This is a genomic window from Streptomyces sp. RLA012 (assembly GCF_056270325.1).
In genome coordinates this window covers 62,949-78,563 of the sequence record NZ_JBWDPA010000002.1, presented here as the reverse complement: position 1 = coordinate 78,563, position 15,615 = coordinate 62,949, and the positions used below count along the sequence as shown (strand labels likewise).

Here is a 15,615-nt window from a genome sequence, read left to right as displayed (position 1 = left end):
ATCGCCCTCGGGCGAAACCGGGCGGTGCCTGCTCTCAGCAACAAGTGGTGTCGGCTTCCACGTACAAACCCACCTGGGCGACGGAACTGCGGCTGGAGCAGGCCCGCATCATCAAGGTCGCGAACATGTCGGCGGGCCAGACGGTCGTGCGCGCCCTGCCGATCCTCGCGCCCGGGTTCCTACCCGCAGCAGAGCCGGCCGACGTCGCACCGTCGCCCGCGGGCTCGCTGGCGGGCCCGGTAAAGACCAGGGAGACGGCCTGCGAGGGCTGCCGCCGAACGCTCGCCGCGCACCAGGACGCCCGTCCGGACAGCCGGGTGGATTCGGGCATCGCGAAGGCAGTGGAGCGGCAGACCCGTGCGATGCGTGAGCTGAGCGGGCGCGCGTTCCCCGCGCCGGAGGCGGCCCCGGATGACCGGCCGGCCCCGGTCGAGGTAGGCCCGTGTCCAGCGTCGCCGTGAAGCCGAGGCCACCCGCGCGGCTGCTCTGCGCCGGGCCCGTGCGGAGCGAGCAGGATGGGAGGCCCGGACGGCGGCTGTTGTTGCGCATCCTGCGCCACTGCGTACGGCGGCTTGATCACGGCGATGGTCTGTAGCGCCAACTCCGCGGGTTGCAGGATGAGTTGGGGCGAAAGGTGGGGGTCCGTGCGGGGTGACAGGCGGCAGATTCAGGCGGCGGTCCTGGGCAGTGCGGACTCAGAGGAGCCGCTGATGCTGCCGCTGGAGGCGATCGAGCTGGATGCCTTCCGTCGGCGGCACGAGCGCGACACGTTCTGGTGTGGGCTGCTGCCGGGTGGCTGCGGGGTCCAGCTGACGTCGAAGCTCTATACCGACCTTCTCTGAACCAGTCCTGTACTTCGCGGGTCGCTGATTCGGTTGGAGCGGGTGGCTCGGTGGTGTCCGGGTGGGGGCCGCAGGAGCCGGTGGTTGTCCTGCGCGACGTTGACGATCAGGTCCTGGCCCAGGCGCAGCACCTGCGCCCCGTCGACCGTGTGGACGGGGAACTGGCCGGGCTCCGGCTCGGGCGGCACGATGAACTTTCCAGCTTCGGAAGGGCGCAGGGAATACGTCGCGCAGCCCGGCGTGCCGGGCGAGGAACACCCCGGGCCTGAAGACCAGGAGCATGGAGTCGATGTGGGTCGCGGTCGACTGGCTGAACAGGCACGTGGAGAGCCGCTTCCGCGTGCACACCGTGTTCCGCGTGGCCGACCCTCATGGCAACCGAGTTCGAAGCCGGCCACGTCACCACGCCCCGTACCACGATCGTCGCGGACCTGCGTGAACTGTGGGCCCTGCACGCGGCCGGGGCAGTCGGCTTCCCGTGCGTCGTCAAACCGGCCGACGGTGCCGGATCGGCCGGCGTCACCGTGGTCACCGGTCCCGAAGAGCTGGAGCCGGCCTGGCATGCCGCTCGCGCGGCCAGCGTGATGTACGGCATGCCGTGCGATGAGCGCATCTTGGTCCAAGAACACGTCCTGGGCCGTGAGTTCAGCGTCGAGTCCGTCACCCAGCACGAGGTCACCACTCATCTGTGCATCACCCGTAAGCACACCACCGACGGCATCCACCGTGTCGAGCTGGGGCATGCGCTGCCCGCCTGCCTTCCTGCGGCCGCGGAGCGGGCCCTGCTCGAAGAGGCCGGACGGGCGATCGCCGCGGTCGGCGTACGCAACGGCGCCACCCGCACCGAACTCGCCCTCGGCCCCGACGGCCGGTGCACCGTCCTGGAGATCGGCGCTCGCCTCGGCGCCGGGCACATCGGCGTCTTGATGCAGCACGCTCTCGGCATCGACCCGTGGCGCACAGCCCCGTGTGCTCACCGGGGATCTGTGGACCGTCAACACGATGCTCGCGGCCGCACCCACGCACCGCGTCCGGCGTCCCCGCTCGCGTGCTCCGCGGGTGCAGCGTCCGGAGGTCGGCGCCCGCCTGGTGGAGGTGTTCGCCGACGGTGCCCGGCCGCCGCGACCAGGGCCGCGTACTTCTCGTTCGGAGTCAGCGCCTCGCCGAGATCATCCAACTCCCCAACGAGGGAGGGTTCATCTGGGAGGCCATCGGAGCAACGGCACCAGTAGCCAGGCCGGGGGTCTGTCCCGAACCCCCGACGTCATCCGCGCCCAACGCCACTGCTGGCGGCTCCGACAGCGCTACGGCGCGGCTGCCATCGACATCTGCGCCGAGGCCACCGGCCGACTTTGGAGTGGCCGGCCTACCGCCACTACCGGCTTACCCGGCGAGCCGAGCTCCTTCATGACCTGGTCCGGATCCCTCTCTGTCAAAGTGACTCAAGCCAGGCATACTGGATGATTCATTGAGTCGAGGGCGGAGAAGGAGGAGTGCCCGTAGTGGCCGGCACCAACGACCACGGGGCCCCGGATCCGCAGGTGACACCCCGGTCGACCGGGCAGCGGCGGTACTCGGCGGAGTACAAGGCGAGGATCCTGGCCGAGTACGAGACGCTCGACAAGCAGGGCAAGGGTGCCCTGCTGCGGCGGGAGGGTCTGTACTCGTCGCTGATCACGAACTGGCGCCAGCAGCGGGACAACGGCGCGAAGGCGGCGCTCGCCGCCCCTGCGGGCCGGCCGAAGGCGGATCCCAGAGAGAAGGAGATCGCCCGGCTCGAAGCCGAAAATGCCAGGGCTCCGCAGCGAGTTGGGCAAGGCCCGCACCGTCATTGAGGTGCAGGGAAAACTCTCCGCGCTGCTGGATCAACTCGCCACGGGCAGCGACGGGACGACGGGCGAGAAGCCGTGACGGCAGCGGGAGGGGCCTTCGAGGCCGCCCGCGCCAAGGCCCTGGAATCGCTGTCGTTGCTGGTGGGACGGGTGCAGGCGTGCGCCGCGCTCGGCCTGAGCCGGGCGACCTGGTATCGGCACCACCGCAGGTCCCCGGCTCCGGTGCGGCAGAAGCGGGAGCGCAAGCGGCATCCGCGGGCTCTGACAGAGACGGAGGAGGCGAAGGTCCTGGCCGTGCTGCGCTCGGCCGAGTTCGTCGACATGGCGCCTGCCGAGATCTGCGCGGTGCTGCTGGACCGCGGCATCTACCTGTGCTCGGAGGCGACGATGTACCGGATCCTGCGCAAGCACGGCGAGGTCCGCGAACGGCGCCGCAGGCCACGCATCCGCCGCGCAAGAAGCCCGAGCTGATCGCCACCGCACCCAACCGGGTGTGGTCGTGGGACATCACGAAGCTGAAGGGCCCGGTCAAGGGCAGCTATTTCTGCCTCTACACGATCATCGACATCTACAGCCGCTACACGGTCGGCTGGATGGTCGCCGCCTCGGAGAACAAGGAGCTGGCCGAGCAGTTCCTGTCCTCGACGATCGCCAAGTACCCCGTCCGGCAAGGCAAGTTGACGATCCACTCGGATCGCGGTTCGCCGATGATCGCCCACAACGTCGCGCAGATGCTGAACAACCTGGGTGTCACCAAGTCGCACTCTCGGCCCAAGACGTCCAACGACAATCCGTACTCGGAGAGTCAGTACAAGACCCTCAAATACCGGCACGACTTTCCCGGGCGGTTCGGCTGCATCGAGGACGCCCGCGCCTGGTGCACCGGTTTCTTCGACTGGTACAACCTCGCCCACCGGCACTCCGGAAAAGCCATGCATACCCCCTTCGACGTGCACTTCGGCCTCGCCGACCAGCTCCGCGAGATGCGCGCCGACGTCCTCACGAGCGTCTACCGCCAGCACCCCGAACGATTCGTCCGCGGGGCACCCGAACCACCGAAACTCCCCGAGGCCGCCTGGATCAACAAGCCCGCCGACCTCCGACACGACGATCAAACGATCCCGGCACAGGGATAGAACGATCTACCTGCCTTGATCGCGTTGACAGGCTCCGAGTCCGTCCACCTCGCACTCACGGTTGAGCCGGCAGAACTTCGTGTCGCCATCGGCCCCCAGAGCGACGCCCGCCTTCACGAACTCTTCGACGGACCATGCGCGACGGTCGTCCGCATGGCACTGGAGCAGGAACAGGCCCAGCCGGTACAACGCGCGATCACCTACGACCCCATGGCCGACCTCGGACCGGACACCGTCCTGCTCATCGAGGACCACGCCCTGCGCGAGGACGGCGAGGACCGCGGCGAACTGATGATCTCCTTCTCGCCCTTGCTCAACCCGCACTTCCTGAGCGCCTTCGCTCCGCCGGTCGCGGAAGCCATCCGCACCGTCCTCCGGGCCACCTGAGCGCCTGCCGAACCGTCAAAAAACCTTGGCGGGCTCAAGCGGTCAGGGCGTCACCGCTGTTCAGAAGGGCAGCGTAGACCTCTGCCGGCGTGCGGTAGCCATGGGTTTTGCGCGGACGGTGGTTGAGCTCGTGGGCGATGGTGTCCAGGTCAGCCTGGCTGAACGTGCGGAGGTCCGAGCCCTTGGGGAGGTACTGCCGCAACAGCCGGTTGGTGTTCTCGTTGGTGCCGCGCTGCCATGGGCTTCGCGGCTTGCAGAGATGGATCGGCATACCCGTCTCGGCGGTGATGGCCTGGTGTTCGGCCATCTCGCGGCCCCGGTCCCGGGTGAGCGTCCGCCGCAGTTGGGACGGGACACCGAGAAGGCTTCGGGTGAGGTACGGGGCGACCTGCTCGGCCTTGATGCCGTCCGGCAGCGCGACGATGGCGGTGTACCGGCTGGTGCGCTCGCGGAACTCCTGTTCCGCTGGATCGACAGCCGGGACAACATGAACACCGCGACCAACCACACTTCCCGGTGGCTGTTCCCCGGCCGTCGAGCCGGACAACCGGTACACCCCGACGTCCTTGCGGCCCTCCTCAACGACCTCAGCATCCCCACCACCGCCGGCCGCACCGCCGCAATCCGACAGCACGTTCTGGGAGATGCCTGCCCCCGTCGTCGCGGAGGCTCTCGGGTACCACCGGGTCACCACGGCCAAGCTGGCCACCGAGGCCGGAGGTACCTGGAGCCGATACGCCACCGGTGACCACTGGCGGTCACCACCAGGCTGGACCCCGCCGAGAACGGGTAACAGCTGACCACGCGAGCTCACCAGTAAGCCCGTCCCCGGAGGAGCGGGCGATCAGCCGTTCGGCGTCCGCCGGTGCCGGGGCGCCGGTCCAAGCCCGTGAGCTGCTCGGGGGTGGCATAGACATTCCTCATGAGAGATCTCGACCTTCTTTCTGGGCTGCTGCTTGAATGCGTGCATGGCTGCAATCGGCGCGATCTTGGGTGTGTTCGTCGGCGGGGCGTTCTTGGCGGCTTTGCACCTCAACGGCCAGCAGCGCAACATCACGGCCAACCTCATTGATGGGCGGCGGATCGAGGTCCTGTGCGTCTTGAAAGATCCCCATGCACCTCGATGGACACGTGGACACTTCGTAATCGAGTCCGGGACGTGGACATGGGAGCCAAGTGCGCGGCAGGACCATCCGTTGATGCTCCCTTCGGATGTGCAACCGGTGCGCATGCGGCCTCCGGCCCCGGGGGAGGGACGCCTCAATCACCGCTTCCTGGTTATGGAGTGCACTGAGGTGCCCCGAGGTTTCCGGACAGAGACCCAATAGGATCTCTGTTCAAAGGAAACGAGGTAACTGTGGCACCACCCAGCAAGTACTCACCGGAGTTCCGCGAGGAAGCCGTCCAGGTCGCGCTGAGGTCGAGTAAGACCGTCACCGAGGTTGCTCGGGAGCTCGGCCTCAATTCGGAAACCCTTCGCGGCTGGGTGAAGAAGCATCAGATGCAGCAGGAGCCTTCGGCTGATGCGGAACTGACCGTAAATGAGCGCGCACGCCTGAAGGAACTTGAACGGCGGAACCGCGAGCTGGAGATGGAAAACAGTTTCCTGAAAAAAGCCGCAGCGTACTTCGCGAAGGATCACCGATAAGTGACAAGTTCGAGTTCATCGATCAGACGAGACTCGACACAGCGGAGTACGCATTCCCTGTAGATTTCATGTGCACCAAGCTCGACGTCTCCCGCTCCGGCTACTACGAATGGCGCAACAGGCCGGAATCCGCCACGGCTGTCCGTCGGGAAGAACTCAAGGTCATTATCGAGAAGATATTCGAGGACTCCGACAGCACCTACGGCTACCGGCGCGTGCACGCGCAGCTGCGCCGCTGGGACGTGCAGGCCGGGCTGGAGCTCGTCCGCCAGGTCATGCGGGAGCTGGGCCTGGTGCCCTGCCAGCCCAAGCCCAAGCGTTTCAGCCTGACCAAGGCCGACATGCCGTTCCCCGTGCCCGACTTGGTCGGCCGCAACTTCACCGCAGAACGGCCAGGAGAAAAGATGGTCGGGGATATCACCTATATCCCTACCGGCGAAGGCTGGCTCTATCTGGCGACCGTCATCGACTGCTGCACAAAAGAAGTCATCGGGTACGCCATGGACGACCACTACCAAACGCCACTCATATCCCGAGCCATCAAGAACGCTGCGCGCAACCGAAAGCTCGCCAAGAAGGCCATATTCCACTCCGATCGAGGCAGCAACTACATGTCCGCCGAGTATGGCAAGACTCTCGACCAGCTCAACCTCCGGCGCTCCGCCGGCCGGACCGGAATCTGCTACGACAACGCCATGGCTGAGTCTTTTTTCGGGGCCCTGAAGAACGAGCGGGTGAGTCGAATCACGTATAGCACGCGGGAGGAAGCCCGACAGGACATCACGAGGTACATTGAATTTTGGTACAATCGCATGCGACTTCACTCGGCAATCGGATACTTGACGCCACGTGAGGCATATCTCGAGCATCGCAACATGCGGCTCGCAGCGTAGATTTCAGGCGCACGGCAGCTGTCCGGAAAACGCGCGGCCCCTCAGCACCTCCGACGAGGGCGATGTCTTGATAGCCGCGCTCCATGGACAGGTTGAGCACGTGTTCATGGCTCTGACCCGCGGATGACTCCTGTCCCTTGCCGCGGGAACGAGAACGGCCAGCAGGGCTTCGATTCCTGCGAGCGGTTCTCCCGCTCGACCGATGCCTCGGCTACCACCAGGTCACCACGACGCGGCTCGCGCCGAAGCCGGAGAAAACCTGAAGCCGATACGCCCCCGGCGACAACACACGGTCACCAGCAGGCTGGACCCCACAAGGAACCGGCGACAGTTGAATACGCGAACTCACCAGTATCACACCCGGTGAGTTGAACCGTTCCGGGTTTGATCGAGGCTCGATCTTTTGGAAGGATCGAGTCCGTTATGGCGAAGCAATACCCCAAGGAGCTCAAGGAGCGGGCCGTGCGTCTGGTCCTGGAGACTCGTGATCAGTACAAGACCGAGTCCGCGGCGATCCGCTCGATCGGAGCGAAACTCGACATCGGGCCGGAGTCCCTGCGGAACTGGGTGCGTCAGGCCGAAGTCGACGCCGGTGCCCGGACCGGTACCACGACCGGGGAATCCGCCCAGCTCAAGTCCCTCAGGAAAGAGGTCGCCGAGCTGAAGCGGGCGAACGAGATCTTGAAGGCTGCGGCGAGTTTCTTCGCGGCCGAGCTCGACCGGCCACACACACGCTCGTAGCGTTCATCGACGAGCACCGGGACCGCTTCGGCGGAGTCGAGCCGATCTGCAGGACGCTCACCGAGCACGACTGCAGCATCCACCCGTCCACCTTTTACGCACACAAGAAGCGCATGCCGTCGGCCCGCTCACTGCGGGACGCGGAACTGGCACCGCTCATCACCAAGATCTACCGCGACAACTACAGCGTCCACGGAGCCCGCAAGATCTGGGCCGAACTGAAACGGCAAGGACATCAGGTGGCCCGGTGCACTGTCGAGCGCCTGATGAAGGCCGAAGGCATCACGGGAGCGGTGCGCGGGAAGAAGGCCGTCACCACCAGGGCGGACAAGGAAGCAGACCGGGCCCCGGACCGGCTGGGCCGGCAGTTCGTGGCCAGCACCCCCAACCGGGTGTGGGTCGCCGACTTCACCTACGTGGCCACCTGGTCGGGCACCATCTACGTCGCGTTCGTCGTGGACACCTTCTCCCGCCGGATCGTCGGCTGGTCCGCCGCGACGAACAAGCAGACGCCGCTGGTACTGTCCGCACTCGAAATGGGCCTGTGGCAACGTGACCGCGCGAACACCCCTGTCATCGCAGGGGAGTTGATCCATCACTCCGATGCCGGATCGCAGTACACCAGCTTCCGCCTCGCCGCCCACCTGACCGCCGAACAGATCGCGGCGTCCATCGGCACCGTCGGCGACGCCCTCGACAACGCACTGATGGAATCGACGATCGGCCTGTACAAGACCGAGCTCATCAAGCCTCAGCGGCCATGGAAGGCCCTCAGCGACGTCGAGTTGGCCACGGCGGAGTGGGCCGACTGGTACAACCACCGCCGACTCCACGGTGAGATAGGCCACGTCCCGCCAGCCGAATACGAAGCCGTCTATTACCAACAGCAGCCAAAACTGCAGGCCACAGCCACAATCTAGAGTCTCTACCGAATCCGGAACGGTTCAAGTTCCGTGAGTTCAGGGAAACTGAAGGTTTCTTGGCGGGAACCCGAGGGGCGGGTGTCCTGATTCCTGGGTGCGGCCTCTTGGGTTCGTTGCGAACTCGCCGGTGTGGCCTCGCTGATGTGGGGGTGTGCGTGTCGTCCGGACTCGGTTCACTCTTCGTCGCGGTGGGTGAGGTGGCCGTTGGTGAGCCGCCAGTAGTGCTGGTGCGGCGTCAGTTGCCAGGTCTCGTCGGCAGCGATCGCCTGCGTGATCCATTCGTGGAGTTGCGGGAGGGCTTGCGCTCGTAGAACAGCGCGGGTGGCAGCACGTTCAGTGGCATCGACTGGGTGGACGTCTATGTGGAAGCCGACCATATCCGGGTGGATGCCGCGGCCGTAGTTGCGGGGGTTCGGAGCAAGCCACGCTGCTCCCAGGACGATGGTCCCGCTGCCATGCCCGGTAAGGAACTGCAGGTCCTTGACGCGGGTCATGTAAAGGCCGAGGCACTCGTTGATGTCGGTGGTGGTCAGTGGCCAGGCACGGTGCCGGGGCAGTCTTCGATTTCGTGCGGACATGGCAAGCAGAATGGCAGAAGGCCACCGTCAGTTCTCACAGGTTTGTTCGGCGGACTGCACCAGCAGTGCCCGTGCGGAGTCCGCGTAGCGCATCGCAGTCTTCTCGTCGAGGCCGAAGACTTCCGCGAGGTGGAGCGGGTCGGGGCCTTTGATCATGGCTTCTTTGAGCTGCCGGTCGACGCGCCATGACGGCGGCGTACTGGTCAACATGCTCTCCCTGGCCTCCTGGACCGGGCGGCCCGACTTCCCCGGTTACGCGGCCTCCAAGGCAGCCCAGTGGTCACTCACCGACTCCCTGCGCCAAGGCCTGCGGGAGCAGGGAACCCTGGTGGTGGGTGTCCACGCAGGCTTCGTCGACACCGACCTCAGTGCCCGGATCGACGAACCCAAGATCACATCAGCCGAGGTGGCAGAGCAGACCACGCAAGCGATTGCCGACGGCCGGACCGAAGTCCTCGCTGACGAGCCCACCAGGCGGCTCAAAGCTACCCTCTCCCAGTCCCCTCAGCGCTGAGCTTGCCTCCGTCGTGAAGTTTCCCCGTGATCCTGGACGCTCGATCTCTCTGTCACGAGGGCGTGTTGGTGACGCTGCCTGGTCTCAGCTGGGGTGAGGTGGCCGAAGACCTTGTGCTTGCGCAGGCGGCGGCGGTCATAGAACGTCTCGATGAAGGCGAAAACCTCGGCGCGGGCGGTGGCCCGGTCTGGCGATGCCCGGGTCCCGATCTCTTCTTCGAGCAGGGCCCAGAAGTCTCCGCGGCGGCGTTGTCGAAGCATGATCCGGTGCGGCCGCAGCTGTGCTGGAGGTTCAACTCGCCTGTCTCTCACTGGAATTGACCGGACATGTATGCGCTGCCGCGGTCCGAAGGCGCTATGCAGGCGGGCTGGAGCCGGCCGCGTCCCGCGGCCATCCGCAGCGCGTCGATGACGAGGGCGGCGCGGTAGTGGTCGGCCATCGCGTAGCCGACGACCTTGCGGGTGGCCAGGTCCAGCAGGCAGGCGAGGTAGAGCCTGCCCTCGCCGGTCGGGAGAAACATGATGTCGCCGACCAGCTTCGTGCCGAGGCGGTCGGTGAGGAGGTCGCGTCCGGTCAAGTCCGGGGCCGGCCTCGCCTTCTTGTCCGGCCGCGTCAGCGAGTGCGGCCTGCGGCGATGGGGCCCTGGAAGCCTCGCTCGCGCATGACTCGGGAGACCCGCTTGCGGTCACGCGCTGTCCCAGACGCCGCAGTTCGGCATGGATGCGCGGGACGCCGTAGGTCTGGTGGGAGGCGACGTGTCGTGCCGGGCAGCAGCTTCACGGTCGCGCCGGTGGCGATGATGCAAGAGCGGAAGGAGAGCGTCGCCTCGCCGTCGCGCAGGCGCACTTGCATCGTGTGCGGGTCGATGAAGGTGCCCTGGCCCTCGAACTGGGCGATCTTGTTCTTGCGCATGAGATAGCCGACGCCCTTCGCGCGGCCGTCGGCCACCACCTGGCTCCGCTCGTAGGCGCTGGGGTAGTCCAGGCTCACGTTCCCGCTGACCTTTACGCCGAACTTCTCCGCGTCGTGCAGGATCAACTGTGCGACCTCGGCGTTGCGCAGCAGCGCCTTGGCCGGAATGCAGCCGATGTTCAGGCACACCCCGCCCCAGAAACGGCCCTCCACGATGGCCGTACGAAGCCCCAACTGCGCGGAGCGGATGGCAGTCACATATCCGCCGGGGCCCGCACCGAGGACGACGACATCGAAGGCAGTGTCCATTCCACCTCTCCCTTGGTGTCGGATGGCCTTGGGTAATCCCGCAGTCGCTGTTCACGGCGCTGGCTCCAGGAGTTCCACAGGGCCGGACAACGCCGCGCGCACCCGGCGGGAGACCTCATCGACCAATACCTCGGGCATGTCGCGGCTGATCGCCTCGATGGTCTGCGCCGCCACCTCCGCAGCCGGCACTTTCGGCACGTCGAGACCCACGGTGGCGTCGGTGTCCACAGGACCCACATGCACCCCGACGACCAGTGTCCCCTGCTGTCGCAGACCAACGCGCAATGAATTGGTCAGCGACCACTCAGCGGCCTTCGACGCCGCATAACTGGGCCACCGCATGTTCACCCGCCACGACGCCACCGACAGGATGTTCACCAGAGCTCCGCCGCCGTTGGCCGCGAGCACCGGAGCGAAGGCTCGCGAGACCGCCCAGGGGCCCAGGTAGTTCACCTCCAGCTCGCGCCGCGCGCCCTCCAGAGATCCCTCCAACAGGCTCGGCCCGGCCTGGATGCCGGCGTTGTTGATCACGATGGTCACGTCGGACGCCGCCACCGCCGCAGCAGCGATCTGGTCCTCGTCGGTGACATCGAGACGCAGCGTCTCGACCCCCCGCTCCCGGACGCCCTCGGGGCCGCGGACGCCCGCATACACCTTGGCTGCGCCCCGGGCGAGCAGAGCACGGGTGAACGCCAGTCCGATACCCCTGTTCGCGCCGGTCACCAGCGCGACCGATCCTTTGATCTCCATGGCCGGACACCTCGTTTTCGTAAGTTGCCGCCGTGCCGATAGAACCGCGGGCCCCGTATCTGGAACATTCAGCCAATAGGTGGTTAGGCGATCTGCAGCTTGCCTCTGAACTCCGCAAGCCCATAGCGTCCCTCCAAGGAAACAGCCGCGCGACCAGCACAGCTCGAACATCGGCGCCGCTCGCCGGCTGACGAGCGACCGGGGACTCAACCCAGGGTTTCGCATCAGCAGCGGCGCTGCATCACGTGGGACGCGTAGTTCCGGCGCCTTGGTGACCACGAGTAACTGGATTGGCCGGGCGAGCCGTATGTGGGGGCCACCTGTGCCGACTGGTTTGCGTGGTGCGTCCTCATGCGCTCGTGCAGGTGTCACGGGATGCAAGCCAGAACGGTGGGCAACGCAATCGGCGTACGACATCTTTCTGGCGAGTTGCCAACCACATCCGCCGCATCCCGATGCTGGCGCTGGTCGAAGTTCCTCGGTCCGAGCCTCGGCGCCACGCGTCGCTGGTTGTTGTCACATCGGTCAGACGCAGTCAGACGAAGCTTTCAGCATCGTGTCGGGCTCTTTCGGCGGCACGGTGAACGCCGGGTGCCGTGTGGTGCCGTTGCCTGGTGCGAAGTGTCTTTCGTCGGTGTCGGCCCAGGACGGTGTGGGTGCGTAGTCGGTTGTGGCCCGGTGTGGTGTGGGGCGGTCATTGCCGGACAGGTGCGGGTTCGGGGCGGTCTGGGGCTGGGGCGGTGCGGGGGCCGCCGGGCGTTGTTTGGTGGCGCGGAAGGCCAGCAGGACCGCGGAACCCGCGGCCCACAGGATGAGCGTCGCCAGCGGGGCGAGGACGTGGGAGCCCTGGAAGTAGCTGAGGTCGGCGATGGCACGGACAGCGGCGCCGGGGGGCAGCAGTGCCGACAGGGTCCGGGCTCCGCTGGGCATCAGGTCGGTGCCGACGGTTGCGCCGCTGGTGGAGTTGCCGACGGTCAGCAGCAGCAGGGTGGCGAGGGGGATGCCGAGGGGGCCGACGTAGGTGGCCAGCATTTTCGTGGTGAAGGCAGCGGCGGCGGCCAGCAGGGCCAGGACGAAGGCGAGGGGGAGATACGGTGCGGGGACGGCGTCGAGGATGGGGCCGGCGATGGCGGCCGCGACCAGGCCCGACGCTGCGGCGAAGACGGCCATCAGGGTGAAGCGGTGCCGCAGCTGGAGCAGGCTGCTGAGTCCCACGACGTTCTGGGCGAGGGCGAAGCCGGAGAGGGTCACTCCGAAGGAGACGTAGAACCCGGCCAGGCCGCGGGCGTCGTACCGGTCGAGCGGCACGATGTCGGAGACACTGAGGTGCTGGTCGGCGCCGTGTGCGTAGGCGGTGACGAGTTTGGTGACCGCGGTGGTCGTGGACAGGCCGTTCGCGCTCGCGACGTCGAGTTTGAGGTCCTTCCCGTGGGGGCCGGCGCCGAGCACGGCCACGATGTCACGGTGGCGCAGTGCGTCGCGTGCCTCGGTGGTGGAGTCGGCGCGCCGGACGTCGATCGAGTCGCCCAGGGCCTGCTGGACCTCGTTCGCCAGCCGGGGGCCCGTGACCGCCACGGGGATCCGGTGGGGCTGGGGGTCGCGCATGAGTCCGACGTAGCAGCTGACGAACGCCGAGACGATGACCAGGCCGATCAGGAACGGCTGCAGCCAGACGCGGATGGGATGGCGGCGCCGGTGATGTGGGGGGTGGGGCTGGGGATGCACTTCGGGTTTCTCCATGACTGGTGGGTGATCGACGACCGTGGGACCGTTCGGGGTGACCGCTGGGTGGTTCACCGCCGGGCCACCCCCTTGAGCCGGGCGGCGGTGGCGACGACCTCGGCGAGCGCGGGGGCCACTCGCGGGTCGAAGGGGGAGGGGATGATGTGGTCGGGGCGCAGTTCGTCGGCGCCCACGGAGGCGAGGGCATCGGCGGCGGCGAGTTTCATGCCGGGGGTGATGCGGCTGGCGCGGACGCGGAGGGCTCCGGCGAAGATGCCGAAGATGCCGGGGAACGCGAGGACGTTGTTGATCTGGTTGGGGTAGTCGCTGCGGCCGGTGGCCACGACATCCGCGTAGCTGCGGGCGATGCCGGGGTGGATTTCCGGGGTGGGGTTGGCCATGGCGAAGACGCACGCTCCCTTGGCCATGGTGGCGACGGCGGTTTCGGGGACAGTGCCGTCGGAGACGTCGGAGACGTCGGAGACGTCCGAGACGCCGATGAAGACGTCGGCGTCGGCGAGGGCGTCCTGCAGGGTGCCGGTGAGTCCGGCCCGGTTGGTGTCGACCGCCAGGTCGCGCTTGACATCGGTCAGGTCGGTGCGGCCGCGGTGGATGATGCCGGTCCGGTCGGCAACGGCGATGTCCCCGATGCCTGCCTCTATGAGGATCTTGGCGACGGCGACGCCGGCCGCGCCGGCGCCGGAGATGACCGCGCGAAGGTCGGCGAGATCGCGGCCGGTGAGCCGGGCGGCGTTGCGCAGGGCGGCCAGGGTGACGATGGCCGTGCCGTGCTGGTCGCCGTGGAAGACGGGGATGTCTTGGCATTCCTGGAGCCTGCGTTCGATCTCGAAGCACCAGGGGGCGGAGACGTCCTCAAGGTTGATGCCGCCGAAGGAGGGGACGAGGCGGGCCACCGTTTCCACGATCTCGTCCACGTCGGTGGTGGCCGGCGCGACGGGGACCGTGTCCACGGCGCCGAACTGCTTGAACAGGACCGCTTTGCCTTCCATGACCGGCAGTGAGGCCCGCGGCCCGATGTCGCCCAGGCCGAGCACGGCGGAGCCGTCGGTGACGACCGCGACGGTGTGCGAGGTCCAGGTGCAGTCGTGGACGAGTTCGGGCTGCTCGGCGATCGCGGTGCACACCTCCGCGACGCCGGGCGTGTAGTCGAGTGAGAGGTCGTCGCTGTCCCGCAGCGGCACGGTCGATGTGATCGCCGTCCTGCCGCGGCGGTGCAGCGCGAAGACAGGCTTGCTGTCCCGGGCGGCGGTTTCGCGGTGCCCGGCTGACGTGGCGCTTTCTGCGTTCATGACTGCTGTTCCTTCGTGCGGCAACGCGCCTGCCTGCCCTGGGCAGACAGGCGCGGGGGCTGCGCTGGCGGTCCGTTCCCCCGGGCTGGTGCCGTACGGGACGGCGCCGTGCGTTGTGGTGCCGGGGAGTCTTGCGGCCGGCCCGGGCCGTGGCGTGGCCGCCCTGCCAGGCACTGGTGCCGGTCATGGGGGCCGGTCACGGTGGGTGCTGTGCACTCGGCACCCGTCGTTCATCGGCGGGTGCCGGCGGCAGGGGGCGTGGTGCCTGGGGGAGGGGTCCTGCGGTTTTCTGTGGTGGTGGGGGTGGGCCCGGGGCCGGTCAGTGGCCCTGGAAGTCGACGGCGGGCCGGGGCTGCTTTGCCTTGAAGGCCTTGACGGCGGAGGCGAGACCCTTGTTGACGTCGTCGGTTTCGAACAGCGGCATGGCGATGTCGAACATCGCCTCGTCCGCGGCGGAGACGCCACCGACCGTCCAGGCGCGCAGCAGGGCCTTGTGCGCGGCGTAGGCGCGGGTGGGTCCCTTGGCCGCCTCGCGAGCGAAGGCGGTCGCCTCGGCCAGCAGGGTGTCGTCGGCGACGACCCGGTTGACGACACCGGCGTCGGCCATGACCCTGGCGGGCACCTGCTCGGAGGTGAGTGCCCATTCCGCGGCGCGTGCCCGGCCCGCACGCTCAGCGACCCGGTAGATCCCGCCGAGCAGGGTGACGATGCCCAGGGTCTGCTCGGGGTGGCCGAAGCGGGCCGTCTCGCCGGCGAAGATCACGTCGGCTCGGAGCGCGAGTTCCAGACCGCCGCCGAAGCACAGCCCGTGGACGGCGGCGATCACCGGCAGCGGGAGCCGCTCGAGCTGGTTGAAGACCTGCATGTAGCGCTCGAAGAGGGTCCGTAGTTCGCGTACGTCCGCATCCGGCCAGTCGACGATGTCGCCGCCGAAGCTGAAGTCCGGGCCCTCGGCGCGCACCAGGACCGCGCGGGCGTCGCTGTGGCCGATCGCCTCCAGCGCTTCGGCGAGGTCGGTGGCCATCTGCGGGTCGATGCGGTTCTGCGGCGGGTTGCTCAGGACCAGCGTGGCGAGGCCATCGTCGATGGAGTAGGTCAGATGGGGCATGGTTCGTCCT

Annotated in this window: 16 protein-coding genes and 3 pseudogenes; 9 read left to right on the top strand and 10 right to left on the bottom strand. The window is 67.5% G+C overall.

Features of this window, described 5'->3' with window-relative positions; all coding sequences use genetic code 11:
- Window positions 1-47: 47 nt before the first annotated feature.
- The 5 genes and pseudogenes from RV986_RS00560 to RV986_RS00540 all read left to right on the top strand — a co-directional run bounded on the left by RV986_RS00560 (window position 48) and on the right by RV986_RS00540 (window position 4,197).
- Window positions 48-461, top strand: coding sequence for a hypothetical protein (locus RV986_RS00560; protein ID WP_475915489.1), 414 nt, complete (start codon window positions 48-50; stop codon window positions 459-461).
- 249 nt (window positions 462-710) lie between these two features.
- Window positions 711-842, top strand: a complete 132-nt coding sequence (locus RV986_RS00555) for a hypothetical protein (RefSeq protein WP_475915488.1) — start codon at window positions 711-713, stop codon at window positions 840-842.
- Between the two features lie 371 nt (window positions 843-1,213).
- Entirely contained in the window at window positions 1,214-2,074 is an 861-nt protein-coding gene (locus RV986_RS00550) for an ATP-grasp domain-containing protein (RefSeq protein WP_475915487.1), read from the top strand.
- Window positions 2,075-2,335: 261 nt separating this feature from the next.
- Window positions 2,336-3,810 (top strand): annotated as a pseudogene (locus RV986_RS00545) (IS3 family transposase).
- Window positions 3,811-3,963: 153 nt separating this feature from the next.
- Complete coding sequence (locus RV986_RS00540; protein ID WP_475915486.1) at window positions 3,964-4,197, top strand: hypothetical protein; 234 nt, start codon at window positions 3,964-3,966, stop codon at window positions 4,195-4,197.
- Between the two features lie 34 nt (window positions 4,198-4,231).
- On the opposite strand, the pseudogene RV986_RS00535 reads toward RV986_RS00540, so the two are convergent.
- A pseudogene (locus RV986_RS00535) lies at window positions 4,232-4,645 on the bottom strand (IS30 family transposase); the annotation flags it as partial.
- Between the two features lie 472 nt (window positions 4,646-5,117).
- The gene (locus tag RV986_RS00530; protein ID WP_475915485.1) at window positions 5,118-5,312 is read right to left on the bottom strand and encodes a hypothetical protein; all 195 of its coding nucleotides are present in this window, start codon (window positions 5,310-5,312) and stop codon (window positions 5,118-5,120) included.
- A gap of 242 nt (window positions 5,313-5,554) precedes the next feature.
- Between RV986_RS00530 and RV986_RS00525 the strand changes: the two genes are divergently transcribed.
- Together RV986_RS00525 and RV986_RS00520 are read left to right on the top strand one after the other, a co-directional pair.
- A protein-coding gene (locus RV986_RS00525; protein ID WP_475915484.1) for an IS3 family transposase occupies window positions 5,555-6,738 on the top strand; the annotation gives its coding sequence in 2 pieces (ribosomal slippage) (window positions 5,555-5,819 and window positions 5,819-6,738; 1,185 coding nt in all).
- A gap of 423 nt (window positions 6,739-7,161) precedes the next feature.
- Window positions 7,162-8,399 (top strand): IS3 family transposase gene (locus tag RV986_RS00520; protein WP_475915483.1). Its coding sequence is split into 2 segments (ribosomal slippage): window positions 7,162-7,435 and window positions 7,435-8,399, totalling 1,239 coding nucleotides; the frame shifts between segments, so codons are not numbered across the junction.
- Window positions 8,400-8,575: 176 nt separating this feature from the next.
- On the opposite strand, the gene RV986_RS00515 is transcribed toward RV986_RS00520, so the two are convergent.
- Window positions 8,576-8,980, bottom strand: a complete 405-nt coding sequence (locus RV986_RS00515; RefSeq protein ID WP_475915482.1) for a hypothetical protein — start codon at window positions 8,978-8,980, stop codon at window positions 8,576-8,578.
- 27 nt (window positions 8,981-9,007) lie between these two features.
- Window positions 9,008-9,190, bottom strand: a complete 183-nt coding sequence (locus tag RV986_RS00510) for a hypothetical protein (protein ID WP_475915481.1) — start codon at window positions 9,188-9,190, stop codon at window positions 9,008-9,010.
- Between RV986_RS00510 and RV986_RS00505 the strand changes: the two genes are divergently transcribed.
- On the top strand, window positions 9,189-9,494 hold the full coding sequence (locus RV986_RS00505; protein WP_475915480.1) for an SDR family NAD(P)-dependent oxidoreductase: 306 nt from the start codon (window positions 9,189-9,191) through the stop codon (window positions 9,492-9,494). The two genes, RV986_RS00510 and RV986_RS00505, sit on opposite strands and share 2 nt — an antisense overlap.
- Window positions 9,495-9,520: 26 nt before the next feature.
- Window positions 9,521-9,814, top strand: coding sequence for a hypothetical protein (locus RV986_RS00500; protein WP_475915479.1), 294 nt, complete (start codon window positions 9,521-9,523; stop codon window positions 9,812-9,814).
- On the opposite strand, the gene RV986_RS00495 is transcribed toward RV986_RS00500, so the two are convergent.
- The 6 genes and pseudogenes from RV986_RS00495 to RV986_RS00470 form a co-directional block, all read right to left on the bottom strand.
- Window positions 9,802-10,071: a DDE-type integrase/transposase/recombinase gene (locus tag RV986_RS00495; RefSeq protein ID WP_475915478.1), complete on the bottom strand. Its 270-nt coding sequence runs from the start codon at window positions 10,069-10,071 to the stop codon at window positions 9,802-9,804. The two genes, RV986_RS00500 and RV986_RS00495, sit on opposite strands and share 13 nt — an antisense overlap.
- Window positions 10,072-10,247: 176 nt before the next feature.
- Window positions 10,248-10,715, bottom strand: a pseudogene (locus RV986_RS00490) (FAD-dependent oxidoreductase); the annotation flags it as partial.
- Between the two features lie 51 nt (window positions 10,716-10,766).
- Entirely contained in the window at window positions 10,767-11,465 is a 699-nt protein-coding gene (locus tag RV986_RS00485; protein WP_475915477.1) for an SDR family oxidoreductase, read from the bottom strand.
- Window positions 11,466-11,990: 525 nt separating this feature from the next.
- Window positions 11,991-13,205, bottom strand: coding sequence for a hypothetical protein (locus RV986_RS00480; RefSeq protein ID WP_475915476.1), 1,215 nt, complete (start codon window positions 13,203-13,205; stop codon window positions 11,991-11,993).
- A 53-nt stretch (window positions 13,206-13,258) separates the two neighbouring features.
- Entirely contained in the window at window positions 13,259-14,497 is a 1,239-nt protein-coding gene (locus RV986_RS00475; RefSeq protein ID WP_475915475.1) for an NAD(P)-dependent malic enzyme, read from the bottom strand.
- A 319-nt stretch (window positions 14,498-14,816) separates the two neighbouring features.
- Complete coding sequence (locus tag RV986_RS00470; protein ID WP_475915474.1) at window positions 14,817-15,605, bottom strand: enoyl-CoA hydratase/isomerase family protein; 789 nt, start codon at window positions 15,603-15,605, stop codon at window positions 14,817-14,819.
- Between the last annotated feature and the right edge of the window lie 10 nt (window positions 15,606-15,615).

Bases quoted from the DNA above. Each gene is read 5' to 3' on its own strand.
- RV986_RS00555 (WP_475915488.1), top strand. From the start codon at position 711: ATGCTGCCGCTGGAGGCGATCGAGCTGGATGCCTTCCGTCGGCGGCAC.
- RV986_RS00515 (WP_475915482.1), bottom strand. From the start codon at position 8,980: ATGTCCGCACGAAATCGAAGACTGCCCCGGCACCGTGCCTGGCCACTG.
- RV986_RS00530 (WP_475915485.1), bottom strand. From the start codon at position 5,312: ATGGGGATCTTTCAAGACGCACAGGACCTCGATCCGCCGCCCATCAAT.
- RV986_RS00505 (WP_475915480.1), top strand. From the start codon at position 9,189: ATGCTCTCCCTGGCCTCCTGGACCGGGCGGCCCGACTTCCCCGGTTAC.
- RV986_RS00480 (WP_475915476.1), bottom strand. From the start codon at position 13,205: ATGGAGAAACCCGAAGTGCATCCCCAGCCCCACCCCCCACATCACCGG.
- RV986_RS00475 (WP_475915475.1), bottom strand. From the start codon at position 14,497: ATGAACGCAGAAAGCGCCACGTCAGCCGGGCACCGCGAAACCGCCGCC.
- RV986_RS00510 (WP_475915481.1), bottom strand. From the start codon at position 9,190: ATGTTGACCAGTACGCCGCCGTCATGGCGCGTCGACCGGCAGCTCAAA.
- RV986_RS00485 (WP_475915477.1), bottom strand. From the start codon at position 11,465: ATGGAGATCAAAGGATCGGTCGCGCTGGTGACCGGCGCGAACAGGGGT.
- RV986_RS00550 (WP_475915487.1), top strand. From the start codon at position 1,214: ATGGCAACCGAGTTCGAAGCCGGCCACGTCACCACGCCCCGTACCACG.
- RV986_RS00470 (WP_475915474.1), bottom strand. From the start codon at position 15,605: ATGCCCCATCTGACCTACTCCATCGACGATGGCCTCGCCACGCTGGTC.
- RV986_RS00540 (WP_475915486.1), top strand. From the start codon at position 3,964: ATGGCACTGGAGCAGGAACAGGCCCAGCCGGTACAACGCGCGATCACC.